This is a genomic window from Oceanobacillus oncorhynchi (assembly GCF_000821065.1).
Lineage (GTDB): Bacteria > Bacillota > Bacilli > Bacillales > Amphibacillaceae > Oceanobacillus > Oceanobacillus oncorhynchi.
Genome location: NZ_CDGG01000001.1, coordinates 3,513,247 through 3,539,081, shown reverse-complemented (window position 1 = coordinate 3,539,081; position 25,835 = coordinate 3,513,247). Strand labels below are relative to the sequence as shown.

The following is a 25,835-nucleotide window of genomic DNA, read 5'->3' as shown; positions in this document are numbered from 1 at the left end:
GTTACACAGCTTGCTGATTTTATCCTAACCTAGTTTTATTGTACTGGATATCCCAAAAATGATACCATCCAATTCGCATAAAAATCCCCCATCCACTTTACGAGCAGACAGATTTTTATCGCTTTTTTATTTTCCGCGCAAATGCTGAAGAGCTTTCGAAAATCTGGATATTCCTTCCCAAATATCTGTGGGCGTACTCCTGCCATACGTAAAACGAACAAATCCTTTGCTCTCACCAAAAATAGAGCCTGGAACAAAAGCAACTCCTCTCTTCAATGATTCATCCAGCAATTGAAATTCATCCACCGGATCTTTCAGCTTGCACCATAAATGAATCCCGCCATCTGGTTCCATGAATTCTGCCTGATCGCCTAAAAAATGAATCAGTGCTTTGGATAATTGCTTTCTCCGTACTTCCAGCTGCTTCCTGATTTTATGAATATGTTCATCGAATTGCGGAGATCCGATAAACTCATTTGCAACCCATTGCGGAAAAATACTATGTCCAAAATCAATCTGCTGTTTTGCATCAGCTAAGCGTTGAATAACTTTTTTCGGTCCAACAATCCAGCCGATTCGTAATCCAGATGCAACGATTTTGGATAAAGAACTGATATATAATACATTTCCGTTATCGTCCATTCGTTTTAAAGAAGCTGATACGTTTCCATCAAATGTCGTAATGCTGTACGGGTCATCCTCTACAACAGGAATGCCATACTCCGAGGAAATATCTAATATTCTTTTCCTCCTGCTTAAAGGCATTTGCACTCCGGTCGGATTTTGGAAATCCGGATTGATAAAAACCATTCGAATGCGATGTTTTTTATGCAGTTCGACGATATCATCCGGATTAATCCCATTTTTACTGCTCTTTAAAAGAAAGGGACGTAAACCTGCTGATTTAAATAATGGCAATGAGTAAGCATACGATGGATTTTCTATTGCGACAGCATCACCAGGCTTCAGTAAACATTGCACAATAAGGTGAAGAGCTTGCTGCGCACCAGAGGTAATCAGGATTGATTCTGCATCGATAGAGATTCTTTTATACTTATACAAATGATTAGAAATCGTTTCTCTTAAACGGACATTGCCTTGAGGGTGATCATATCCCAGATGCTCTGTAAAAGGCTTCTCTTTAAAAATGGAATGAAATTGTTCGGCCGGAAATAGATCCGCCGCCAGTTCTCCGCTTGCCATATTGATCATCTCATTATTTTGTGTTTCCGTCCGTATTTTTTGAACTAACGGCAAATTAGGAAGGAATGAACCATCCTCCACGTACCTTCCCCAGTTGGGAATTCTTTTATCGGATATTCCCCAGATATCCGTACTAATATGCGTCCCGCTGCCTTTCCTTCTTTCAACAATTCCAATGGATTGTAATTCATCATAAGCGGCCACTACCGTGCTGCGATTAACTTGCAGCTCTTTTGCCAGATGGCGTTCTGATGGCAGCGGGATATCCGGAGAAAAATCACCAGTAGAGATTCCGTTTTCGATATATGATGCGATTTGTTTGTATAGTGGTGTTTTCGCTGAACGGTCAAGTTTAAAATTCATGTGAATTCCTCGATTGTGTTGTAGATTTAAACGCGCAGTGAATAATACTGCCCAAAGCTCTTTATTCGTATACTAAAATGAATATATTCTTAATTTTAAACTTTATCTTATGGAATTCTTTCCTAAATAAAATGATACAAAAATAAAACTGCTAAACAAAGATATCTTCTACTATCATAGCGAACAATGACCTAAATAAGCAACTCACAGATGAAATGATCCAGATTTTATTCTTTCCAGCAAAAAAGCCCGAATCACAATGAAGTTACCGGGCTTAAATGCATGGAAATAAATTTTATTAATTATCCGTTAAACATATAACTCCGGCCTACGCTAATCAAGAAAATCTTTTAAACGTTTACTGTGTCTTAGATGCCTTAATTTCCGCAATGCTTTTGTTTCAAGCTGACGGACACGCTCTCTGGTCACGCCAAATACTTTTCCCAGTTCTTCCAGCGTTCGTGACTTCCCGTCATCCAATCCAAAACGGAGACGGAGAATACTTTCTTCCCGGAGAGGAAGGGTATCCAATACCTCCTCTAATTCCTTTTTTAACAGTCCATCCGCTGCATATTTGATTGGTATTATCGTGTTGGGCATCGTTGCTTTGTGGGTGGCAACATGGGCATGGAACCAAACTTCCATCCGTCTGACGGTTTCCATGGCAGGGATGATGATTGTTTTTGAGTCTTTATTTGGACTGCTTTATTCTTTTATTTATCAATTGTCATTCCCCTCCGTATGAAAATCGATTAGTATTTTCTTTATTATCGCCGGTGTATCTTTTGGAATTTGGAGAATCAATAGAGAAAAGATTTCGGAACATAGTTTATAAAATGAAAAATAACTTTCAGAGAAATTTTTCAAGGAGAAATACAAGCTGTACTTATGAGAAAGCTGTTTTTTCTCCTTCTGACTCGGCAAGAGAAGCCTTTATTCGCTCATTCACCGTCTTCTCATATCAAAAAATCTTCCTGCTCTTCGCAGTTTCAAGATCCCGTTGAATCTGTAATATCTGACGTTCTATCCACTTAAACTTCTTAAAACTTAACCAATGCAATGTTTTGAATAGGTAAAGATCGAGTGTTGAAATACCAACCTCTCTCTATTTGCAATAATATTCAATATATTATCCTCTCATGATAAAAGGACACCAAGTATATCCTTATTTGACGATGAAGCATCCTGTTCCGCAATGCTTCCAATAAACGAAAAAGCAAAAAATGATTGTTTTACAACTATCAATCATCTTTTGCTTTTTTAACTACAGCTCGTTATAGGAGTCCTCATAGGATTCAGCAAGTTCTATAAATCTTTCATTATCTAAAACATCTTCAAATAAAGGATCTGTCACAGCATAATCAATTAAGCTGGGGTCCTCATCCATTGCCTCTTCCAAATGATCCAAGCCTTCTTCTATCTCCCCGCGCTCAATATCGATAAAAGCCAGGCCGTAATAAGCAATTCCTTTATCTAACGGATGCTCCTCTAGCATTTCTTCGTAGAGTTCTTCTGCTTCATCCAGCTGCCCATTTTTTGTTAAAAGGATGCCTTTATAATCCAGATTATAAATGATATGCATTTCATCATCTACTTCTAATACGGCGTCAGCGTATTCCAACGCTTCTTCATAATCCTCTATAAGTTCATAAGCATATACAAGCATATCCAGTGCATCGACATCTTCCGGATGCTGTTTCAAATATTCTTCTAAATAAACAATACTTTCTTCTGTTTCATCTAAATAGAGCAGGCTGGCTCCCATACCATATAAAGCGAAATCTGCCTTGGGTTCAATTTCTAAAGCTTCTTCAAAATAAGTCAGAGCTTCTTCATCTTCATCAAGAAAAGATAGTGCATTTCCCATAGCAACATATTGTTCCGGTGCATTCGGATTTAAATCAATCGCTTCCTGCGCAGCTTCCATAGCCTCTTCATATTCGCCCAGATCTATTAACGCATATGCAAGATTGCTGTAAGCAGCTTCCATCTTGTCATCCAGTTCAATTGATTTTTCTAACGCTTCTCTTGCTTCTTCCGGTCGTCCAAGTTCAATGAGAATAAAACCCTTATCATTATAAAGGAAAGGCTCTTCAGCGTGATCTTCCAGAGATTCCTCGATTAGCTCTAAAGCTTCTTCATAATCTCCATTCGCGTATAGAGGCTGCAGCTTCATTGATAATGAATATGTACTGGTGCTTGAACCAGATGATAATTGTTCCGCTTCCTCTTCCTCTGCTCCCGATTCGTTTTCTTCCTCTTCCTCTGCTTGTTCTGAATTCGTGTTTTCCTCGGAAGATTCAGATGAAGAAGTTTCTGATGCAGTGGATTCCTCGGACGTACTGCATCCGGCAATAAATAGTAATAATGACATAAAAATAATAATTCGCTGTTTATTCATTTTATCCTCCTCTATTTGACAAATTATTCTTTAAAATGACATTTTTATTATAGTACAAATGGAACATAAATGGAAGACATATCCAAGACTGTTTTCACAAAACTTTTTGCTAACAGATACTTGTCTCGTGAGCTTCGTGAAATAATTCTCAAAACAGTAAAAGCGGCACAGGTATATGCCGCTTTTCTATCAAATTATCTATATGAATCATGTGCAGGGTGAAATAAATCTTCCTTTGCGTTTCTTACTATGGAAAAATGATCCACGTTTAATGAAATTCATTTTAATAACCTTTATAAACCAAGGTAATCTTTATTTTACCATAATAAATAGACGATATTTTCAAAAAATAAATTTAAGCTAATACTAAGTTGATATTACAAGCTTCGCGAATACCGAAGATTAACAAATGGTTCGCCTGTATCCGTCACGCCGCTTTTCTTTTCCTGCTTCCGAAATCCTCTTGCTTCATAGAAAGGGATTCCTCTTTGATTTCCATCCTGTACAGACACCCATTGCTCTGTTGCTCCTGCTTTCTTATGTTCTTCTGTAAGTATATTTAATAAATGTCTTCCTATTCCTTTGTATCGATATTTTTCCTCTACATATAATACAAAAACTTGGCTGACTCTGCTCTCCGTTATTGCACCGCCAATAACGCCTGCCACCTTTGAATTAACGATAGCAACATGGGTATAAGAGCCTTGTTCTATATCCGCCTTTACTCGTTCGTGGTTATACCATTCCTCTGCATGCTTGTTCCGGTACTTCTCACTTAACTTACCTTCTACAGTTTGTTTCCAGCCAAAGGAGCAAATAGCAGCAATGGATTTGACATGCTCTGTGACTGCTGTCTCAATAGCTATATCCATTTTGATTCCTCCCTTCTTTAACCCCGATATATGGTTTCTACTATCCAAATTCGATATCCATCCGGATCGGCAATAACCGCTTCCTTCACACCCCAGGGACGCTCAATCGGGTCTTGTATAATTTTTACGTTTCGATTTCTTAGAGATGAAACAGCTGAGCTGACATCATTGACCAGAAATTCTATTACCATTCCTTTTTCTACCGGTTCTGGCTCATCAATGATATGCAATAATATAGTTCATGCTCTGAAGTCCCTGCAGAAATGAAGGCCATACTTTGATCAGTAAAACCTTGCTCTAAATATAATATATCCTTATAAAATGCAATGGATCTGTCTAAATCCTTTACTGGAACAACGATTGTATTTAACTTTTCGATTCGAAAATCTGTCATCTTTATTCTCCTCTTCTTTACATGTTGGAAAATGAATGGAGGCTTTCCGCTACTTTTTTCAGTTCATCTCTGTTTAGTGAAAAATACTTTGTATTTCCTTCCTGATGCACCATAACAAGACCAGATTGCAGCAACTGATTTAAATGACGAGAAACCGTGCTTTGCTTCAGGTTCAGCTGCTGGATAATCTGTTGGGCGAACATCTCTTTATTTTCAGCTAATAAGTCAATGATTTGCAGTCTTGTCCTGTCACCCAATCCTTCAAAAGCAGTATAATAGTCTGCCAGCTTTTCTTTATTTCCTGCCGTTTCTATCTGCGGATCAAACATCAGGTAAACATGTTTATCAAATTGAATAAAAGAAAGCAGCCTTTCCATATTACAAACAGGAACAAAGGTTATCATTTCTGCTCTGTTAATGTTCTCCAATTCTGCGGTATCTGGATACAAGCCTGTGATTGCAAAAATCGCTTCTCCATTGGTACGATAGGATTTTGACAGTAAAGACTCTTGCTGTCTTACCCATGCTGCTAGCATTTTCTGCTTTTCTTCCCACTGTTTTTTCAAACCGGCAGCCCAAAAAGCCCTTATCAATCGGATAATGCTTTCTTTTATATCGGATAAACTATCATAATCCGCTGCATTGTTTTCTACTTTTTCTATCGGGACAGACCAGCTGAGCAGTACTGCTTTCACGGCTTTCTTACGATTATCAGGGTCCTGTAATTGCCTTTCGTCCAGGTAAACTTCCCGCATTGCCTCTTCCACAACCGGTATACGAGGCAGGTATTTATAGTAATAGTCCATTGTTTCTCTAATTCCATAAATAAGAAGCTCCATCATGTCTGACTCCTCTAGCTGCTTCCACCAATCGATAAAAGCATCCCAATCCATGGTTAAATCCGCGGTCTTTTGGATATAGAAATCCCTTAAAATCACTCCATGCGCAAAAACAGTTCTTAATAATTTCAAATCATTGTTAGCGTTATCTGATAAGTTATCCGATAAACTCCTTATCCATCGATTCTGCGCTGAGGAGCTGTTTAAATCGTAATCCGCCAGCTGGATATTCGTAAAAATATAGACTCCTAAGGAACGGACTGCATCCAGCTCTGTTTTCGGTAAAGCTGGTACAAATAAATTTCTCTCCACTTTGTCACCTTCTTCTTTATTCTATATTCGTATATTGAATATATTAATATAATGTATATCCTTCGTCAATCAGCTTTCGATTATATGATTGGATAACAGTTATTTAAAATGCGGCTCTATTAAGCGCCAGTTTATAAAAATGAAATGTATTTTTTGAATGAATTGTGAATAAATACACAAATTCATTTATTTGTAACATGTGAAATCAATCACAAATATAGGATTTTATATTACAATTAAAGTAACTAAAGGGAGGGGTTTTCATGAAAAAGAAAGATGCTATTGCACTTATTGCAGCTTTTTTAGTTCTTCTTATTATTTTAATTCTGCCTAATCCTGATTCATTGCCTCTAGTTGGACAGCGAGCGCTTGCTGTCTTAGCATTTGCGGTTGTTTTATGGGTTACGGAAGCAGTTTCCTATCCTGTCAGTGCGGTAATGATAGTCAGTCTGCTGGCCGTTCTTATCGGAATCTCCCCTGCTATCGAAGATCCAGGTACGATATATGGAACAAGTCAGGGGTTAAGCATGGCCGTAGAAGGATTCAGTTCTTCCGCTGTGCTGCTTGTTGGAGGAGCGCTTGTTTTGGCTACTGCTATGGAGATTACAGGTCTTCATAAACGCATCGCATTGTATATTATGTCAAAGGTTGGAACAAAGCCTGGAGCACTTGTGATCGGAACCATTATTGTCAGCTTTGTACTGGCGCTGTTTGTACCAAGTGCCACCGCGCGTGCAGGTACGCTTGTCCCTATCCTATTAGGAATTGTAGCTGCATTTGGATTGGCAAAGCAAAGTAAGCTTGCAGCATTATTAATGATTACCGCCGTACAATCTATTTCTATATGGAACGTCGGAATAAAAACAGCGGCCGCACAGAACATGGTTGCTTTAGGATTTATGGAATCTGCTTTTGGTATAGATGTGACATGGGGAGAATGGTTTCTCTACGCTGCTCCTTGGGCATTTATCATGTCTATCGTACTTTATATTGTTATGGTTAAACTAATTAAACCAAATATGTCGGAAATAAAGGAAGGAGTAAGCATAACGAACCAGCTGAAGGAGCTCGGGAAAATCAGTGGAAAAGAATGGCGCTTAATCATTATCGCCGGCTTGTTATTATTATTCTGGTCGACGGAAGGTGTTTTGCATCCCTTAGATTCTACTACAGTTACCATTGTTGCAGTTGCCATCATGCTGACACCTGTTATCGGTATCTTTTCCTGGAAAGAAGTGCAAAGAAAAGTACCTTGGGGCACATTAATTGTATTCGCAACAGGAATTTCATTAGGGATTGTTCTGTTAGCAACAGAGGGAGCAACCTGGCTTTCTTCTAATTCCTTTGAAATACTCGGGGTGTCTTCCCTGCCTCTGGTTGCGATGATTGCCGTACTTGCTTTATTTAATATTTTGATTCACTTGGGCTTTGCAAGTGCCACCAGCCTGGCATCTGCTTTTATTCCAATCGTTATTGCTCTGGTCGGATCAATGGAGCCAGCAGCCTTTAATGGTCCAGGTCTTGTCTTGATTATGCAATTTGTGATCAGTTTTGGCTTCCTATTGCCGGTCAGCGCTCCGCAAAATATGCTCGCTTATGGTACAGGTACATTTACTTTAAAACAATTTATCAAATCCGGTGTGCCGCTTACTGTGATTGGGTATTTGCTTATTATTCTGTTTAGTGCAACCTATTGGCAGTGGGTTGGATTGTTATAACGAGCTGAAAAAACGATATGGAAGCTGAATTATGTATGCTTCCATATCGCTTTTCTTTTTTCAGTAACTCAACTTTCGCACCTAAGAATAAGCAAATATATTTTGCTATTCCAAGATGAACGTGTTCTTCATTATCATACTTGCATTTTGGTTAAATATCCGGCCTTTTTGGAATTGGTGATGGTGCATAGCTCCTGCAACCAACCACTCCGCTTTCCGACGTACAAATGTTTTCGATGGGACGAGTAATCGCAACCCCAGGACGTTGCGGTCCTAGTCTGCCATGGGGGCGGCTTCAGCTAACTTGATAAGAAAACCGCTTTTCAAGTGGATCTTCAGCTCGCCCTGCGATGCACAAATGTTTTTGATGGGGCGAGTAATCGCAGTCCCAGGACGTGCAAGTGCAGGCGTTGTGACAACGCCTGCACTAGTACGTCCTGTACGTCGGAAAGCAAAATGGTCCGCCGCAGCGGTGCTTTACACTTCATCTTTTATTCTTGGTCAAGGGTGTTTCAACCCCTGTTTCTATAGAAATGAAGTTACTTTTTAATGTGCGAAAGTTGAGTCAATAAAATATAATATTGATAATAGTAAAAGCTGTATTCACTATAACTTGAATAGACTGTCAACATATACTTCAAGTGCCTTCATCCCAAAATTTCTCGCCCGCTATGCTATAATGACTTATGTAGTAAAGAAAAAGAAGGGGATTTTTGTTTTGATTGTTTTATGTACGATGTTAGTGATTGGATTGTTGCTTGGTTTTGTCGGGGCTGGCGGTTCCGGATTTATTATTGCTATATTGACGGAAGTTTTTGGTATTCCTATCCACACAGCGCTTGGAACATCTCTGGCTGCAATGGTCTTCACATCCTTATCGGGCACACTCAGTCACCTGCGGGAAAGAAATACCATGGTAAAAATCGGGCTGGCAACTGGGCTATTTGGTGCAGTTGGAGCTTTTTTTGGTTCCAGGCTGGCAAGCTTTATCCCGGAAAGTGAATTGAAATTTTTTACTGCCGGAATGCTCATTTTATCAGCCATATTGCTGTGGATTCGTGTAACAGCAGGATTTGGCAAGTTTGCCACACAAAAATTTGCTGAGAAAAACCGTTCCTCGAAAAGCAGATTTTGGATGACAGCTGCTGGGATCGGCATCATTACCGGCTTACTATCAGGTGCATTCGGGATTGGCTCAACGCCGTTTATCCAAATCGGGTTGCTAGTATTCTTTGGTTTGTCGATTCAGCTATCTGCAGGCACGACGATGCTTGTTATTATACCAATCGCACTGGTAGGCGGTATCGGTTATTATTCTGTCGGTTTTCTCGATTTGAAATTATTTGCAGAAGTAGTTATCGGAACAATTATAGGTTCTTATATCGGCGCGAAATTCACCACTCGTCTGAATCCAATGATATTAAAAATTGCAATGGTTGCTGTGCCGTTAATCGGCGGGATTATTTTATTGATTTAGATTCCTGTCCATTCGGAGAAAAGCCAGAAAGTGAAAGAAAAGATTACCCTATCAAAAAGGCGACAGCTCTTACTGCCTTTTTAATAGGATAATAGCTTTTAATCTCCCTTACTATACGCCCCGCTTATTTCCCCATACTAATGCATGTACCTGCGGAAGAACACGAACACGATTCAGCACTGTGGATGCCACTACCTGATCAATTAACCATTCATATTTATTTAATAAATGCCGGGATAATTGCTGTGGTTCGATTTCCTCTAAATCATCATTTCCAACTTGCAGAAAAAAAGCCAGTTTTGGATAGCGCTGATGCACTTTTTCTGCATAACGAAGGTCCTCTTTATCAAAAATTACTACCTTTAAGCTGGCATGCGCTAATCGATCATTGATTTCCAATTGATGGATGATATCATCTAGCGTCTCCCAGTTTGTTTTCATCTTAGAGCTTGGCGGTTTAGGAGAAATGGTCAGATCATCAATTTTTACAAACCAGTTTTGGTAGCGGCTTCCCTGTGTTTCCAGTGCAACCTCAATAGACTTTTCCTGAAGCAAATCAATCAGATTATCAATAGCAGATAACAAAGCCGGATTCCCTCCTGAAATCGTCACATGATCAAAGCAGCTTCCTCCTACTTCTTGCAGCCGCTGCCAAATGTCTTCACTCGTCATCTGAACAATATCTTCTTTGGCGCTTCCGTCCCATGTAAATGCGGAATCGCACCAGGCACATCGGTAATCGCATCCAGCAGTTCGGACGAACATGGTTTTTCTTCCGACTACCATTCCTTCACCTTGAATTGTAGGGCCGAATATTTCTAAGACCGGTATTTTACGCATGATTCATCCACTCCCGTCTTGCTTCCGCATAGCTTGTCGGTGTTTCAAATAACCGAACAAATTCCACCTGGCATTGGTTAGGGAGTTCCTGAATTGCCGCTTCCATTTGTTCAAAAATCCAGACGACCATATTCTCAGCAGTTGTGTTCATTTTGGGCAATGTTTCATTTAAATAACGGTGATCTAAAAATGTTTCAATCTTGTTCTTCCAAATCTCTTTTATATCACCAAAATCAATTACGAAACCCACCTTATCTACAAAACCGCTGATACCGAATACAACCTGATACGTATGTCCATGCAGATTCTTACACTTCCCCTCATAACAATGAAGATGGTGCGCTGCATCGAAGGAAAACTCTTTACTTACCATCACGCGTTTTTGGTGATAGGCCAATTCTTTTCTATGAATATCTTTATCCAGCTTTTGCAGCTCTTCGACAATACGAAACCCGAACATTACTGATTCATCTCCTGTCTTCTAACTAAGTATTGGTCTAATCCACGCTGGCGTAATTGACATGCAGGACATTCTCCGCATCCTGCTCCTCTAACCCCGTTATAACAGGTCAACGTCCGTTCTCTGACATAATCAAAGGCTTGCAGTTCATCCGCTAATTCCCATGTTTCTGCCTTATCCAGCCACATTAATGGCGTATGAATCACAAAATCTTCATCCATGGATAGATTTAAGGTGACATTTAATGATTTGGTAAAGATATCCCGGCAATCCGGATATCCGCTGAAATCTGTTTCACAAACTCCCGTAATAATATGTTTGGCATCAATTTGCTTGGCTAGAATGGTTGCAAAAGAAAGGAACAGTAAATTTCTTCCCGGAACAAACGTATTCGGTATGCCGCCATCCTCTGCATTCTCTACTTCAATGTCCTCCCTGGTCAGCGCATTGGGCGCTAATTGATTCAGTAAAGACATGTCTAAAATATGATGACTCAATCCCTGATCTCCAGCGATTTCCTTTGCCACCTCAATTTCTAAGCTGTGGCGCTGATTGTAGTTGAAAGTGACTAACTCTACATGCTCAAACTTTTCTAATGCCCAAAATAAACAGGTGGTGCTATCCTGACCACCGCTGAATACAACAACTGCTCGATTATTTTTTTCCATAAAAAAATCCCCTTTCCAATTTGAAAAAGAGAATTCTAAACACCCGAAAAATGCAAAAAACCATACCTAAGGCGCGGTATGGGTATCCTTAGTTTTTTATAGAGGGTGTTAGCTAGAACCTCTTCTACTTTGTATCGTAGATTTTATTCAATTTCTTTTACAATTGGCAGTATAACATATATTTCCTGATGATGTTATCCTGATTTCTTTTTTCAAACATGAAATTACGTTTCATCAACCAGTTTGGCTTTGCAGTGTTTGCTTTTTCTCTCTTTTTAATATTACAAAAGCTCCCTTTATTCGTTTCATTATCCACGATAAAGGGAGCATCATTACAGATTACTGCATGAAATTCTGCTTTCAGCTGCTATTGTATATTTTACTTTTTCTCACGAATCCCCATAAGCGTGTTTGCCCCTGCTGGCCAGTTTTCTTTTGCCAGTCTTGGAAATTGATTAATCCGTACATCAACAGATTCCGGAAACGGCGCAGGGCGTCCAGATGACTGATCTATCCCCATCACCATCTGTTCACTGGTTGCCACAGTATCATTTTCTTTGTTTTTCATTTCAAACCAAAGATGCACACGCTTTGCATCCCGGTTCAACACAGTGACCTTTGTAAGCAGCTCCTCGTTTTCATGCGCCTCTTTTACATATTTAATATGCGCTTCCAGCGTAAAAATGGTATAAGCACTTGCTTTTCGTCCTTCTTCATCCAGACCGATCACATCCATGAAAGCATCGAGGCTATAACTGAAAATCAATGCGTAGTATGCATCGTTCAGATGTCCGTTATAGTCTACCCACGCACGTAACACATTGCCCTTCCATACTTGTTTACTTTCTGTCATAGGAGATCAGCCTTTCTGCCGGCCAGAAGCCTTCTTCCTCTAAAAGCCCCATTAATTTAATCAAGAAACGGTCCCGGCGATGTTCAAGGTCATCGATAGAAATCTCTCCGCTTTGTTCAGCAGTCCCTGAAATCACTTTTTCACTTAATTCTTCCGTCAGTTCAGGTGCCACTAAACGGGTCCAAGGCAGCTTCAATGCAGGGCCGAATTGTTCAAGCATGTGCCGCATCCCGTCCTTACCGCCTGCTAAATGAAGCGTTAGAAATGGTCCCATCAGTGCCCAGCGAAGACCAGGGCCGTAGACAATGGCTTTATCTACCTCTTCCGTTGTCGCTACGCCATCATTGACAATATGAAGCCCTTCACGCCAAATTGCTTCCATAAGCCGGTCGCCAATGTGGCCGTCAATTTCACCTTTCATCACAAGCGGCTTCATATGCATGCTTTCATAAAGCTCCTCTGCCTTTTCCATATAACTGCGCTCTGTCTGCTTTCCTCCTGCGATTTCCACCAATGGAATTAAGTAAACGGGGTTAAATGGATGGGCAACAATGATTCGTTCTGGGTGATGCACACAATCTTCCTGCAGGACAGAAGGCATGTATCCAGAAGTACTTGAAGCGATAATCGCTGTCGGTTTAGCAGCAGCATCCACCTGCGCTAATACCTTTTTCTTCAAGGCTTCCTGCTCTGGAACATTTTCCTGTATCAAATCGGCTTCTTTTACAGCTTCCTCCAGCTCGTTGTAGAAGGTCAGATTCTCCTTTGCAGCTTCGTTGCTTATTCCGTATTCTTCTAATGTTGTCCAAATAGCATCTATCATTTTTTCTGTTTTTTCTTTTGCATCAGGAGCCGGATCAAAAGCATTGACCTTATGACCATTTGCTAAAAAGCGTGCAATCCAGCCATTGCCAATCACGCCGGTTCCTAAAACTGCCATTGTTTTTTGCGCCATATTTCACCTCTTAGGAATTAAATTTTTTAAGATTTAAATGTTCTCTTGCCTCTGCAGCCGTCATCGGCTCCAGCTTGACACTATTTAAAATGCTGACAGCTTGATCAACCAGCTGTTCATTTGTACCAAGTACACCTTTTTCTAAATATAAGTTATCTTCTAAACCGACCCGGACATTCCCGCCGAGTAAAGCAGCCTGTGCCACAATCGGCAGCTGCATACGGCCAATACCAAAGGCTGACCAATGCGCGCCATCAACCACTCTTCTTTTCATATATTCGATTGTTTCTGCATCCGCATCAGCGCCCCATGGAATACCAAGACAAAATTGATACATTGGTGTTCCTTCTACTAGTCCTTCAGAAATTAATTGGTTAGCAAGACGGATATGTCCTGTATCAAATACTTCCATTTCGGGTTTTACGCCGCTTTCTTTAATCAGCTTTGCGTGCTCCCGAAGCCAGTCTTCCGGCCCTAAATAAACTTGATTGCCAAAGTTTAAACTGCCGCAATCCAAGGTGGTGAGTTCCGGAAGCAATTCCCCGACCGGTTCATGACGCTCTTTTGGTGTCTGAATATCAGTCCCTTCTCCTCCACAAGTTGGATTTTCTAGATTTGGAACAAAGTCGCCGCCCCCGCCAGCCGTAATATTAATAATCACATCTGTATCGGATTCACGGATTCGTTCCACGGTTTCTCTAAAAAGGGCCACATCGTGACTGAGTTTCCCTGTCTTGGGATCACGAACATGGATATGTGCAATTGCAGCACCTGCTTTTGCTGATTCAATAGCAGATTCCGCAATTTCTTTTGGCGTAATTGGAACATGTCTGCTTTTCTCTGTTGTATCACCTGCACCAGTCAGTGCTGCAGTGATGATTCGTTTATTCTTCATTTTTTGCTTCCTCCTTTTTGGTTGGGGTGACAATAGGAACATGGTTAAAAATCTCGCCACTTTCAAAAAACGCAACAAGATTATTTATCCAATTATAATAGGCATTCCATTCATCCAGCTCCTGCTGTAATCTCTCCATTCGAACTTTTACTTCTTCTGAGGAATCCTCTGTCAAAAAAGTTTCTAAATGACGAATTTGTTCTCTGAGACGGCGTTCTAAACTCGTATTACGTTTTACAACCTCTGACCAGTTACTTGTAAATAAGGATATAAATGTTTGTGCATAATCGCGTTCTACATTGTAATGATCTTTGCGGCTGCCTTTCACGTATTCTTTCTCAGCGATATTAAATGAGATCATCTGTCGCATGACCTGACTCATTCTTGTTTTACTCATTCCAGTTTCTTCAGCCAGTGAATCTAATGTCATTGCCTCGCGATTCATATAGATAATGCCAAGCAGCCGTCCGACTGTCGAGGATACGCCGAACGTTTCCATGTTATCTGCGATTCGATCTGTGAGCAGTTCTTCGCAGGATTTGATTTCTTGAAGCAATTGATTATTTGAAAATGATTCCATCGTCAAGCTCCCCTTTAACTTGTATATGTGTCACTGTAACACGGATTAAATAAAATTGGAAAAATCAAGTTTGATAGTAAATGAGCGTAAAAGTAAGCAATTCTAAGATAAACTGCACTGTATACTTTGTAAAGTTTAAATTGCACAGATTTTACGGTTTAAATCGCTTTTTTCGGATTTTCATTTTTACCTGTCTGTTTATTATACTGAGTAAGTCTAAATTTTAGTTTTACGGAATAAGCAATGGAGGTGCTTGTAGTGCTTGAATTTAAAGAAGTAACTAAAAAATTCGAAGGAAATAATACTCCTTCCGTTCATAAACTGAACCTGAAAGTAGAACGAGGAGAATTTGTTGTTTTTATCGGCCCAAGCGGGTGCGGGAAAACAACTACGATGAAAATGATTAACCGGTTAATTGAACCTTCCGGGGGAGAAATTCTTGTAGACGGCGTGAATGTCCTCAAGCAGGATGCTGTCCAATTACGTCGATCCATTGGATATGTTATTCAGCAAATTGGTCTTATGCCCCATATGACTGTGGGAGAAAACATCTCTCTTGTGGGATCGCTTTTAAAATGGAATAAGGAGAAACAGAAAGAACGGGCAAAAGAACTTATTTCACTGGTTGACCTGCCAGAGGATTATTTAGATCGTTACCCACATGAGTTAAGCGGAGGACAGCAGCAGCGAATCGGGGTACTGAGAGCGTTAGCTACGAATCCCCCATTGATTTTAATGGACGAACCATTTGGGGCGCTTGATCCAATCACTCGTGACAGCTTACAAGAGGAGTTTAAAAAACTTCAAAAGGAAATGGATAAAACGATTGTTTTTGTTACCCATGATATGGATGAAGCGATAAAACTTGCTGATAAAATCGTGATTATGAATCAAGGAGAAATCGTTCAAGTCGGCACACCAGATGATATTCTTCGCCATCCGGCCAATGAGTTTGTAGAAGACTTTATCGGAAAAGACCGGTTATTAGAAAGCCGCCCGGAAGTAACACGCGTTGAACAAATTATGAATCCAAACCCGATTACGATTGAAGAAGAAAGCAGCTTAAAAGAAGCTATTCAAAAAATGCATGCCAATCGTGTCGACTCCTTGTTAGTAGTTGATGGAGCTGGAATTTTAAAAGGGTACATTGATATTGAAATGGTCGACTCCAATTATAAAAAGAAAAGCTATGTTCATGAAGCGATGGATACAGCAAAATATGCCGTGGATAAAAACAGCCTGCTCCGGGATACAATGCATCGTATGCTTCGTCGTGGCAGCAGTTACGTACCCGTTGTAACAGATAATAATAAATTAGCAGGAATCGTAACAAGGGCGACCCTTGCCGATATGGTTTTTAACACTATTTGGGGCGATGAAACAGAAGATATTACTGCTATAGAATAAAAAGGAGGCAAAAAATAATGCAAGCTATTAGAGATACACTTGCATCCTATGGATGGGAGCTGCTCGAAAAAACAGGAGAACATATGTACATTTCTATCGCTGCGATTGTTTTAGGTATTCTGGTTGCGGTCCCCTTGGGAATTTTACTCACTCGCATACCGAATAAAACAGCGGATCGGTTTATCTCGTTTGTCGGGATATTACAAACTGTTCCAAGTTTAGCTATTTTAGCTTTTTTGATGCCTTTCTTAGGCGTAGGTGTTGTACCTGCGATTATTGCTTTATTTATTTATTCCGTACTTCCCATACTTAGAAATACGTATACCGGCATCATGGAAGTAAATACAAGTTTAAAAGAAGCGGGTAAAGGCATGGGAATGAACACCTTTGAAGTTATCCGAAAAGTTGAGCTCCCTCTTGCTTTGCCTGTTATTATGTCAGGCATACGGTTCGCAACCGTTTATTTAATCGGCTGGGCAACACTGGCAGCATTTATTGGCGGCGGCGGTTTAGGTGATCTTATTTTCGATGGTCTGAATCTATATCAGCCTGAGCTTATTGTTTTAGGTACTGTGCCGGCAACGATTTTGGCTTTACTTGCCAGCGGATTATTATCGCTTCTTGAAAAAGGATTAACACCTAAAGCCTTAAGGAAAACTGTTTAAAAAGGAAGGATTATAAATGAAGAAATTATTGCTGATTCCCCTTCTTTCGGCGCTGCTCCTTTCAGGATGTGCCCTGCCAGGTCTCAGTGGGCCTTCAGAAAGTACGGTTCGAATTGCAACCTTAGATACGGTAGAATCCGAAATTTGGGGTAATATACTGTCTCAGATGATTGAGCATTATACAGATTTAGATACGGAGTTAGTAACGAATTTAGGATCAACGATGGTCCTTCATCAAGCAATGATGCAGGAGGAAGTAGATATGACTGCTACCAGATATACCGGCACAGATATTGCCGGCGTCTTAAATTACGAAGATATTACTGACCCTGAGGAAGCGATGGAAATCGTACAGCGGGAATTTGATGAAAAATTTGACCAGACATGGGGCGACTCTTACGGTTTCGAAAACAGCTATACGATTTCCATTACACAAGAATTTGCAGATGAAGAAAACATTACACATGTGGATGATCTGGAGCCTTTTGCCGATGACATGAATTTTGGTGTAGATAATGCCTGGGTCAACCGTTCAGGTGACGGGTACGAGGCTTTTACAGAAACACACTTTGCTTTCGGCAATGTCTATCCAATGGCAATAGGCTTAGTATATGAAGCTGCTGCTTCCGGTAATATGGACGCGGTTCTTGGTTATTCTTCAGACGGAAGAATTGCGGCGTATGATTTAAAAGTATTGGATGATGACTTCTTCCCTCCTTACGATGCTTCTCCTGTAGCGAGAAATGAAATCTTGGAGGAAAATCCGGAAATCAAAGAAGTCATGCAAAAGCTTAGCGATACCGTAACAACAGAGGATATGCAGGAAATGAACTATCAAGGTGACGTGGAATTAGTCAGTCCTGCCACCATTGCCCGCGAGTTTCTGGAAGAAAACAACTACTTTAAAGATAAGGAGGGCATGTAATGAGTGTCTGGGAGCAATTGATAACCTATGTATCTCAAAATGGTTCTTATATTTGGACAGAATTTTACCGTCACTTCTTAATGGCCGCTTATGGCGTGTTGTTTGCTTCCATCGTCTCCATCCCTATTGGTGTGCTTATTGCCAGATATGGAAAATTAAGTGGGTGGGTACTCACACTTGGAAGTATTATTCAAACTATTCCTGTATTAGGTTTTATGGCCATCACCATGGTTGCGATGGGATTAGGAACAACAACCGTCGTAACAACTGTGTTTTTCTATTCCCTATTACCAATTATTCAAAATACCTATGTAGGGATAACCGGGGTTGATCAAACGGTGAAGGAAGCTGCCTACGCTTCAGGAATGACACGGTTCCAGCTGCTGATGAAAGTAGAATTACCCCTTGCTATCAGTGTCATGATGGCTGGAATTCGTACAGCACTTGTTGTTGGGATTGGCGTTGTAGCAATTGGAACGTTTGTCGGCGCCGGAGGACTTGGTGCTATTATTGTGCGCGGAACAAACGCTACCGATGGAACAGCGATTATTTTAGCAGGTGCTGTTCCTACAGCCTTGATGGCAATTGCAGCAGATTTAATTATGGGTAAGATTGAAAGAATGCTGAACCCAGTGAAGTAAAATAAATAATAGAAATCATTATACATGTGTGTTCAAACATCCCGGCTTGTTACCAGAATTAACATAAACAAGCCGGGATGTTTACGTTTTATAAATGGCTTTATGCAACTTTTCTGGACTAGTCCCCTATCCAGCAGGATTTCTTTTTTAAATCATTGAATTAATCTGAAAAATCTTTATAATAAGGATAATACATATTATCCTTATAGCAGGATATATTTACAACGGATTTTCCATTTTAACGATTGAAAGGAGTAAAGCTATGAAACAAGTAATACAAGCATTAGGTACAAAATTAGCGCACGATCAAATCTCTGACAATGATACGGTGAGAGAGCTACATAGCAAAGACGAAACCTATCAACAGACAAGTCTTCCGGATATCGTTGTTTTCCCAAAATCAACTGAGGATGTTACGCATATTATGGAGATTGCCCAAGAATACCAAACGCCGGTAACGCCATTTGGAGTTGGGACGAGTTTAGAAGGACATGTCATCCCTTATAAAAATGGTATTACCATAGACTTTTCATTAATGAATCAGATTCTGGAAATAAAAGAAGGTGATTTACTTGTCAGGGTCCAGCCGGGTGTAACAAGAGAGCAGCTGAATAAAGAATTAAAGAAATATGGTCTCTTTTTCACCGTTGACCCTGGCGCAAACGCAACGCTTGGCGGGATGGCAGCAACCAATGCCAGCGGTACCACAACCGTAAAATACGGCGTCATGCGTGATCAGGTTCGAGATATGGAGGTGGTTCTTGCGGATGGGAGTGTAATTCATACAGGGAATTTGGCTGCAAAGTCTGCTTCCGGCTATCATTTGAACGGTCTTTTCATTGGTTCTGAAGGAACACTTGGCTGCTTTACCGAACTAACGCTTCAGGTATATGGCATACCAGAACATATTGTTGCTGCGCGGGCAACGTTTCCGAGTCTGACGAATGCCATCGAAGCGGTAACTTCTATTTTGCACGCGGGCATCCCTATCGCCAGAGTGGAGTTTGTAGATGAAGCCTCAGTGGAACAAATCAATAAATTCAGTGAAACCAATTATCCTGTTAAGCCGACGCTTTTCCTGGAATTTCACGGAAATGAATCTGGTTTACAAGAAGACCTTGCATTTTCTAAGGAAATTATGCAAGATCACGGCTGTGACCATTTTAATTCGGAAACAGACAATGCCGCCCGTAACCGTTTATGGGATGCAAGGCACAATTTGGCATACGCTTATATTCATGATTATGTCGGTAAAAAAATGATGCTGACAGACGTTGCTGTTCCCATTTCAGAATTAGCAAATTCCGTTATCTATGCCGGAGAAGAATTAAAAAAACTAGCTATTCCAGGAGGGATATTAGGGCATGTCGGTGACGGAAACTTCCATTCATTGATTATGATTGATATGGAGAATGAAGAAGAAGTTAAAAAAGCAAAACAATTTAATGAAAAAGTCGTTCAGTATGCGCTGGAGCGAGGCGGAACCTGTACAGGTGAGCATGGTGTCGGCGTTGGAAAGAAACCTTATCAACGCGTGGAGCATGGAGCAGCTCTCGACGTTATGACAAATATTAAAAAAGCGTTAGATCCAAATAATATCTTAAATCCTACTAAAATAGTAGATATCGATAACGAGGATAAGCTATGAAAACATTAGAGAAGATAAGCGCATTAGCCGGTAAATATTTTGCAGTACTTGTCATTATAGCAGCTGTTATTTCGTTTATCTTCCCTTCCGCCTTCCTTGTTTTTGGAAGCTTTATTACACTCTTGCTTGGCGTGGTTATGTTTGGTATGGGGCTGACATTAAAGCCTGTTGATTTCAAATTAATTGTTACAAAACCATTGCCGGTAATTATCGGCATAGCGGCACAATATACAATTATGCCCCTTGTTGCTTTTGGTATCGCTTATTTATTAAGGCTGCCCCCAGAGCTTGCAGCCGGACTTGTTTTATTAGGCTCTGTCCCAGGAGGCACCGCATCCAATGTGATGGTTTATTTAGCAAGAGGGAACGTTGCCCTGTCAGTTGCGATGACTTCCTTTTCAACGATGCTGGCTCCAATTATGACACCATTACTGCTTTATTTATTAGCCGGTCAATGGCTGCCCGTTAATCCGGTAGCCATGTTTTTGTCCATTATCCAAGTTATTATTATCCCTATTATTCTTGGTTTCTTGGTACAGCGTTTCTTCCCTGTTGCCGTTAAAAAAAGTATTGCCGTTGTTCCGTTAATATCCGTTACAGCCATTTTGATTATCGTAACAGCAGTAACAGCTGCCAATGCTGCCAATGTTGCTTCTGCAGGAGCACTTGTATTTGCTGCAGTGTTCTTACACAATAGCTTCGGATTATTTTTAGGTTATTTTACTGCCCGTTTGATAGGACTTAACGAAAATGATCGTAGAGCCATTTCCATCGAAGTGGGCATGCAAAATTCAGGGCTCGGCGTTTCCTTGGCAACAACGCATTTCAGTCCGCTTGCGGCCTTACCAAGTGTCTGGGGTGCGATTTGGCATAATATTTCCGGGCCGATTATCGCAACCATTTGGGCAAATAAATCACCCGATAAAAGAGATGTGAAATTAAAAAAAGCAAATTGAGGTCAATTCTACCATAAAAAAATCCAGGCTGAAATTTCGGCTTGGATTTTTTACGGTGTTACCTGCTATAGATAGACACTTAACCAGTCTTTGTTTGACGTACAACCCCAAATATACCCGCAATCATATAAAAGAAAGCCCCGATAAATACGCCGCCATAGGTGATAAGTAACGTAGCCGCTGCAAAAATAAGCAGTATAATGCCAGCAGCTTTTGATTTCTTATCCCCTTTAAACCATATAATGGCAAGGATGCAAATGATAATTGCTATCCCCATAATGCCGAAACCGATGGTAAATGCTTCTAATAATCCGCCCAAATGATTTGAATCTCCATATGCCTTATCGATGGTTTCCATGTACAATCCGATTGATAATATATAAGATAACCCGCCAAGGAGGCTTAGGCTTATTTCAATGGATCTCTTCATATACCGGTCTCCTGTTCTTTTTTATTTCAATTCAATCAAATGATAGAAAAACATCCTTTCTATGTGTATGTGCATCACAAAGAAAGGATGTTTCTATTATTTATACTCAGAAGCTTCCTAAAAAGGCTTATCCTCTTCCATCATTTGAATAAATTGATTCATCCCATGTAATTCTTCGGTTTTTACTAAAGGAAGAGACAATTTATCAAACAACGGTTCCGCTTGTGTTGCAAAGAAATCATCAAACATATGGACCGCTTGCGGCAAGGCTTCTATTTTTTCGAAAAGCTGAAATATTTTTTCTTGGATACCTTCTGAGTAATAAATCGAGTCTACTAAATCATAATGTAATACCGCTCCCGTTTGTCGATCCAGAAGTACAAGGATATATGGAAGAAATGGCCGGGATTCAGGTGTCCTCTGTACCGGCTCTCCTGCTTGGATGAATGCCAGCTCCGCCTCCACGCCATTGATTTTATCTATTTTATTCCTCATCCGTTTCCATTCTATTTCTGACATATCCAATTCTAAATCAGGGTCTTGGACAGCCTTTTCAACCAGATCAAATGTTGACAAAATGATTTGTTCGCCTTCTTTATTTAAAGCGAGTATTTTGCCGCTATCAAAGCTCGGAGTTATTTTAGACAGATTATCCGTACGTGAAAGGAATGATTCCAGTTTAGACATCACTTCTGTGAAAATCAAACTTTCTTCTTGATTAAAACTCCATGGGACGGTATCCGGAATCATGCTGGTAAATGAAGGCCATTGATTTTTCCCGCGATACTTTCTGTTGAGACTTTTAATTAAATCATATTCGTCCTCATTCAATTCCTCTCTGCTATTAAAATTAACTGTAAGAGAATACTGCATGAAAACAACTGCTAAATTATCATCAAATGGATCGTCATCCAGCAGATCCAGATAAGATAATAACCCTCTGCTACCCAGAAAACCGGAAACGCCATAACTTTCTCCTGCATTCCCCATGATGGAACAATAGACATAATCATTTACCCTATCCGACCAGACTGCAATAAATTGATTATCTTGAATTTCAAGCCATGGTTGTTTTTCTTTCACTTGATCAGCTGCATCAAATAATTGATTCCATTCCGATTCATCCGGCTCTATTTCCTCAGCGCCTTCTTCACCAAGAAGCCAGTCTTCGTAAAACACACTTAATTGATGATTGATGTATTCTACAAGTTCCTCATTGTCGGAAAACGTATACGTATTCTCGAAACCTTTTTCCAAAGGCTGGTTCCCTTCTGCCGCAAGACAGAATGGTAATGGCAGATCCATCGGCAGCTCCACTTTTTGTTCCAAAATAATCTCATGCTGCCAATCCAGATTCAAATCATAAATATAGGTCAGCTTATCACCGGGATTTTTCAAGAAATCCGTTAAGATCGCCGTTTTTTCATCAACGGCCCCTGTCTGTTCAAGTAGATCTCCTGCTTGTGGCACAATCGAGGTACCTTTCTGTGAAAAAAAGTGCAAATGTTCGTCAGACCACGCAAATGCAGTCTGCAGGAATAGATGCAATTCTTCAAAAGTACTCTGTTCCGATACGATTAGTGTTCGCTGTTTCGCGGGGTTCACATCTTTTACTTGAATATTTAATTGAAGAACCAAGAAAATACACCCTCTCTCTATTTTCATTTTGTCTGTTCATTTTCTATTATAGCTTTCACATTTAACTTAAGCTTTCATAGTAAAAAAATGCAACTATTTTTATGCGTACATCTGCCAGATAATCAGCCAAATAATAAACAGAATACTGCTGAAACCCGTTAGCAGATAGCCGGTCTTTTGCATTTTGGACAACGGAGCTTTTTTCCTGACCAAAATCATCATTACAACAGCGATAATACTGGTCGCGGTAAAGAGATAATTCCCTATAAAGTGTGGCAGCAGCTCGGAATAGGTGCGCATCGGGTTAGATAGCATACGGATAATCAGAACCGCTATATTCACTGCCAGTAAAGTTCCAGATAGCATTAATAACCAATTCCACTTTGCAATTGGCGCTTTTTTTCGTTTTCGTCTCCTTCGAAAAAATGCCAGCACCATTAACACAAAAGGAGAAATTAAAAAATAAACCATGCACCAAATAAACAGTCCTAAGCTAATGAGCAGAAAAGGAGTATTTTTGTCCATAGGAAGATAATCCGCATAAGCAGTTGAAATCTGTTCGGACATCCCATCATTTACATGAAAGTACATGACATTACTTGGTATAAATACGTCATCTCCGCTTTTTAATTTATAAACATAAGGACTTGTTTGTACATAAGTTGCTTTGAACCCTGCTAAATCCAATTCAATTTCATTGTCATCCATTGGCTTAACATCGAGTGGTGCAAGATATGCGTAAAGATTCATAAAACCATTAAACGTACGGCGTGCCGATAAATAAGATCCTTCTACTTCAGCAGCCGGCGGGAGGTTTTCTCGAACTGTTTGATCCCCTCTGCCCACTAATTCATCTGTCAGACCAAATAAAAGATCGATTTCATCTGCTTGATTAGTTAAGATGACAATCGCAAAATTATCTTCAGGAACAATTTGCATATTACTGGAGTAAGCGACCGTATTACCGGAATGGGTCAATCCTCTGTATTCGCCATCATATTCCCAAAAACCGTGAGCAAGTCCGGGAACTCCTTCTTCTGGAGCATAGCTTGTTGTAAGTAATTTTTGAAGTGTCTGGTCTTCTTGGAATAAAGAAGTCTTTTCTGGTTCAGACGGCATCAAAGCCTGTGCGAACTTTGCTAAATCGGCTGCTGTTCCATTTATTCCCCCGCTGGGATACATAGAAATATAAAAAGACTGTGATTCCATAAAATCACCATTCTCTCCAGGAAAATAACCTATCCCTTTATGACGCGTAATTTCCTGATTATCTTCTACAGGTAAATGCATGGTGGAATGATTCATTTCCAATTCATCAAAAATATGCTCATTCACATAATCATAAAACGGCTGTCCGGTAATCTCTTCAATAATATAAGCTGCTAAAGAAGTTGAGTAATTGGAATAAGCAACAACTTCTCCAGGCTTATAAACCTGTTCCGGCTCTGCTAATTTTAAGGATTCTTCCAAGTCAACCAACTGCTCCGGAGATTCAAACAGCAAATCAAAAATATATTCTTCAAAGCCTGCATTATGATGCATTAAATTCAAGATGGTAATGGGGTCATCGTAATTTAATTTGGTCAAAAATTCCTCCGGCAAATAAGTTCGTATATCCTCCTCTAAATCCAGTTCTCCCTGTTCAGCAAGCTGCATCGCAGAGACCCATACAAATAATTTTGTAATCGATCCCCATTCGAGAACAGTTGTATCCGGATTCATTGGAATTTGATTTTCTACGTCGGCATACCCATATCCTTTAGATAGAACAATTTGATTGTCTTTAATAGCAATGATTGCCGCTCCTGCTACAGTGCTACCTATGTATTCTTCAGCATATTCGTCAACGAACTGCTCCAGTTCTTCTATTGGAATACCAGATGGCGTTGTATTTTCTGCCGCTGAAAAAGTATAGGGAAAACATAAGCTGAAAAAAACTATGTGAAGAAAAATACTGATTCTTTTTATCATCTTGCTACCCTTCTCTCTTTTTGGTTAAATAAGCTTCTAAATAAACTGGCCAATTATTTTGAAATAACGTTCACATTACAAAGCTTCTCCGCCCCAAAATGATTTTTATATATTCATACTTCTTCAGAGAGTCTTTAAATCCCTTTTTATTTACGGATATGGCAAAAGAAAAACAACAGCTGCATGGGAACTGTTGTTTTTCTGATCATTGCACTATATTATTTATGCTCGCTCAGCCATTTCGCAAGTTCATCCAAATCATCATCACCAAGATCCGGAAAGGCCGGCATTCCTCCGTCTGTTCCATTTTCAACGATATCAGCAATTTCATCCTGTGAATAATTGCTGCCAACTTCGGTTAAATTTGGACCGGCTGCTCCTGACAAATCTTGACCATGACAGCTGGCACAATTATTTTGAAAAACTTCTTCTCCAGTTTCAATACTTGCAGATTCTCCATCTTCCGCTTCTCCCCCTGGATCAGATGATTCCGTTTCCTCACTGTTTTCCGTATTATCAGCCCCTTCATCACCGCTGTCACTGCCATTATCACCGTCACAAGCCGCAAGTACAATTGCTAAAGTGAATGCTAAAAACAAAAGATAGAATTTTTTCAACTTACTTCTCCTCCTTTGGATGATTTGAATTATTCACAAAATACGGGTAATGAATAGGCTATCTCGTATCAAATCAACTTCATGATTATCTCGAAGAAGCCAGTAAA

25 protein-coding genes, 1 pseudogene and 1 riboswitch are annotated in these 25,835 nt (G+C 40.0%); of the genes and pseudogenes, 8 read left to right on the top strand and 18 right to left on the bottom strand.

What is annotated here, in order from left to right; genetic code table 11:
- Window positions 1-126 precede the first annotated feature (126 nt).
- From BN997_RS16885 to BN997_RS23585, 7 genes and pseudogenes are all read right to left on the bottom strand, one after another.
- Complete coding sequence (locus tag BN997_RS16885) at window positions 127-1,566, bottom strand: MocR-like pyridoxine biosynthesis transcription factor PdxR (protein ID WP_042533960.1); 1,440 nt, start codon at window positions 1,564-1,566, stop codon at window positions 127-129.
- Between the two features lie 333 nt (window positions 1,567-1,899).
- Window positions 1,900-2,136: pseudogene (locus BN997_RS16880) on the bottom strand (sigma-70 family RNA polymerase sigma factor); the annotation flags it as partial.
- A gap of 694 nt (window positions 2,137-2,830) precedes the next feature.
- The gene (locus BN997_RS16875; protein ID WP_042533956.1) at window positions 2,831-3,967 is read right to left on the bottom strand and encodes a tetratricopeptide repeat protein; all 1,137 of its coding nucleotides are present in this window, start codon (window positions 3,965-3,967) and stop codon (window positions 2,831-2,833) included.
- Window positions 3,968-4,344: 377 nt separating this feature from the next.
- Window positions 4,345-4,839 carry a GNAT family N-acetyltransferase gene (locus BN997_RS16870; protein ID WP_042533955.1) on the bottom strand — a complete coding sequence of 165 codons (495 nt, stop codon included), beginning with the start codon at window positions 4,837-4,839 and terminating at the stop codon, window positions 4,345-4,347.
- Between the two features lie 17 nt (window positions 4,840-4,856).
- Window positions 4,857-5,030 carry a VOC family protein gene (locus tag BN997_RS22995; RefSeq protein WP_139089134.1) on the bottom strand — a complete coding sequence of 58 codons (174 nt, stop codon included), beginning with the start codon at window positions 5,028-5,030 and terminating at the stop codon, window positions 4,857-4,859.
- Between the two features lie 8 nt (window positions 5,031-5,038).
- Window positions 5,039-5,233, bottom strand: coding sequence for a VOC family protein (locus tag BN997_RS16865; protein WP_042533953.1), 195 nt, complete (start codon window positions 5,231-5,233; stop codon window positions 5,039-5,041).
- A gap of 17 nt (window positions 5,234-5,250) precedes the next feature.
- Complete coding sequence (locus BN997_RS23585) at window positions 5,251-6,384, bottom strand: ArsR/SmtB family transcription factor (RefSeq protein ID WP_052485060.1); 1,134 nt, start codon at window positions 6,382-6,384, stop codon at window positions 5,251-5,253.
- A gap of 263 nt (window positions 6,385-6,647) precedes the next feature.
- Here BN997_RS23585 and BN997_RS16855 point away from each other — a divergent pair, with 263 nt between their 5' ends.
- Both BN997_RS16855 and BN997_RS16850 read left to right on the top strand, forming a co-directional pair.
- Window positions 6,648-8,102 (top strand): DASS family sodium-coupled anion symporter, encoded by a 1,455-nt coding sequence (locus BN997_RS16855; protein ID WP_042533951.1) that lies wholly within the window; start codon window positions 6,648-6,650, stop codon window positions 8,100-8,102.
- Window positions 8,103-8,820: 718 nt separating this feature from the next.
- On the top strand, window positions 8,821-9,579 hold the full coding sequence (locus tag BN997_RS16850) for a sulfite exporter TauE/SafE family protein (protein WP_084612964.1): 759 nt from the start codon (window positions 8,821-8,823) through the stop codon (window positions 9,577-9,579).
- Window positions 9,580-9,690: 111 nt separating this feature from the next.
- Here the strand turns inward: BN997_RS16850 and queE are convergent, their stop codons facing one another.
- The 7 genes from queE to BN997_RS16815 all read right to left on the bottom strand — a co-directional run bounded on the left by queE (window position 9,691) and on the right by BN997_RS16815 (window position 14,830).
- Window positions 9,691-10,419 carry a 7-carboxy-7-deazaguanine synthase QueE gene (gene queE / locus BN997_RS16845; protein WP_042533949.1) on the bottom strand — a complete coding sequence of 243 codons (729 nt, stop codon included), beginning with the start codon at window positions 10,417-10,419 and terminating at the stop codon, window positions 9,691-9,693.
- The gene (gene queD, locus BN997_RS16840; RefSeq protein ID WP_042533947.1) at window positions 10,412-10,879 is read right to left on the bottom strand and encodes a 6-carboxytetrahydropterin synthase QueD; all 468 of its coding nucleotides are present in this window, start codon (window positions 10,877-10,879) and stop codon (window positions 10,412-10,414) included. Before queD ends, queE begins: the two co-directional genes overlap by 8 nt.
- Entirely contained in the window at window positions 10,879-11,547 is a 669-nt protein-coding gene (gene queC / locus BN997_RS16835) for a 7-cyano-7-deazaguanine synthase QueC (RefSeq protein WP_042533945.1), read from the bottom strand. The genes queD and queC overlap by 1 nt, the downstream gene beginning before the upstream one ends.
- A gap of 82 nt (window positions 11,548-11,629) precedes the next feature.
- Window positions 11,630-11,675, bottom strand: a riboswitch (PreQ1 riboswitch).
- A 251-nt stretch (window positions 11,676-11,926) separates the two neighbouring features.
- Window positions 11,927-12,400 (bottom strand): thioesterase family protein, encoded by a 474-nt coding sequence (locus tag BN997_RS16830; RefSeq protein ID WP_042533943.1) that lies wholly within the window; start codon window positions 12,398-12,400, stop codon window positions 11,927-11,929.
- The gene (locus tag BN997_RS16825; RefSeq protein ID WP_042533941.1) at window positions 12,387-13,355 is read right to left on the bottom strand and encodes a 3-hydroxyacyl-CoA dehydrogenase NAD-binding domain-containing protein; all 969 of its coding nucleotides are present in this window, start codon (window positions 13,353-13,355) and stop codon (window positions 12,387-12,389) included. The genes BN997_RS16830 and BN997_RS16825 overlap by 14 nt, the downstream gene beginning before the upstream one ends.
- A 10-nt stretch (window positions 13,356-13,365) precedes the next feature.
- Window positions 13,366-14,250, bottom strand: a complete 885-nt coding sequence (locus BN997_RS16820) for a beta-keto acid cleavage family enzyme (protein WP_042533939.1) — start codon at window positions 14,248-14,250, stop codon at window positions 13,366-13,368.
- Window positions 14,240-14,830, bottom strand: coding sequence for a GbsR/MarR family transcriptional regulator (locus BN997_RS16815; RefSeq protein WP_042533936.1), 591 nt, complete (start codon window positions 14,828-14,830; stop codon window positions 14,240-14,242). Before BN997_RS16815 ends, BN997_RS16820 begins: the two co-directional genes overlap by 11 nt.
- Before the next feature lie 258 nt (window positions 14,831-15,088).
- On the opposite strand from BN997_RS16815, the gene BN997_RS16810 reads away from it, so the two are divergent.
- From BN997_RS16810 to BN997_RS16785, 6 genes are all read left to right on the top strand, one after another.
- Window positions 15,089-16,237, top strand: coding sequence for a betaine/proline/choline family ABC transporter ATP-binding protein (locus BN997_RS16810; RefSeq protein ID WP_042533934.1), 1,149 nt, complete (start codon window positions 15,089-15,091; stop codon window positions 16,235-16,237).
- Window positions 16,238-16,254: 17 nt separating this feature from the next.
- On the top strand, window positions 16,255-16,902 hold the full coding sequence (locus BN997_RS16805; RefSeq protein ID WP_042533932.1) for an ABC transporter permease: 648 nt from the start codon (window positions 16,255-16,257) through the stop codon (window positions 16,900-16,902).
- Window positions 16,903-16,918: 16 nt separating this feature from the next.
- On the top strand, window positions 16,919-17,827 hold the full coding sequence (locus BN997_RS16800; protein ID WP_042533930.1) for an osmoprotectant ABC transporter substrate-binding protein: 909 nt from the start codon (window positions 16,919-16,921) through the stop codon (window positions 17,825-17,827).
- Window positions 17,827-18,468, top strand: a complete 642-nt coding sequence (locus BN997_RS16795; RefSeq protein WP_042533929.1) for an ABC transporter permease — start codon at window positions 17,827-17,829, stop codon at window positions 18,466-18,468. Before BN997_RS16800 ends, BN997_RS16795 begins: the two co-directional genes overlap by 1 nt.
- A gap of 262 nt (window positions 18,469-18,730) precedes the next feature.
- Window positions 18,731-20,116, top strand: coding sequence for an FAD-binding oxidoreductase (locus BN997_RS16790; protein WP_042533927.1), 1,386 nt, complete (start codon window positions 18,731-18,733; stop codon window positions 20,114-20,116).
- Window positions 20,113-21,072, top strand: coding sequence for a bile acid:sodium symporter family protein (locus BN997_RS16785; protein WP_042533925.1), 960 nt, complete (start codon window positions 20,113-20,115; stop codon window positions 21,070-21,072). Before BN997_RS16790 ends, BN997_RS16785 begins: the two co-directional genes overlap by 4 nt.
- 79 nt (window positions 21,073-21,151) lie before the next feature.
- On the opposite strand, the gene BN997_RS22320 is transcribed toward BN997_RS16785, so the two are convergent.
- From BN997_RS22320 to BN997_RS16765, 4 genes are all read right to left on the bottom strand, one after another.
- Window positions 21,152-21,502 carry a hypothetical protein gene (locus tag BN997_RS22320; RefSeq protein WP_052485059.1) on the bottom strand — a complete coding sequence of 117 codons (351 nt, stop codon included), beginning with the start codon at window positions 21,500-21,502 and terminating at the stop codon, window positions 21,152-21,154.
- A 117-nt stretch (window positions 21,503-21,619) separates the two neighbouring features.
- Window positions 21,620-23,140: a plasmid pRiA4b ORF-3 family protein gene (locus BN997_RS16775; RefSeq protein ID WP_042533923.1), complete on the bottom strand. Its 1,521-nt coding sequence runs from the start codon at window positions 23,138-23,140 to the stop codon at window positions 21,620-21,622.
- Between the two features lie 99 nt (window positions 23,141-23,239).
- A complete protein-coding gene (locus BN997_RS16770) occupies window positions 23,240-25,111 on the bottom strand; it encodes a serine hydrolase domain-containing protein (protein ID WP_052485058.1) in 1,872 nt (623 codons plus the stop codon).
- 218 nt (window positions 25,112-25,329) lie between these two features.
- A complete protein-coding gene (locus BN997_RS16765; protein WP_042533922.1) occupies window positions 25,330-25,728 on the bottom strand; it encodes a c-type cytochrome in 399 nt (132 codons plus the stop codon).
- Window positions 25,729-25,835 lie beyond the last annotated feature (107 nt).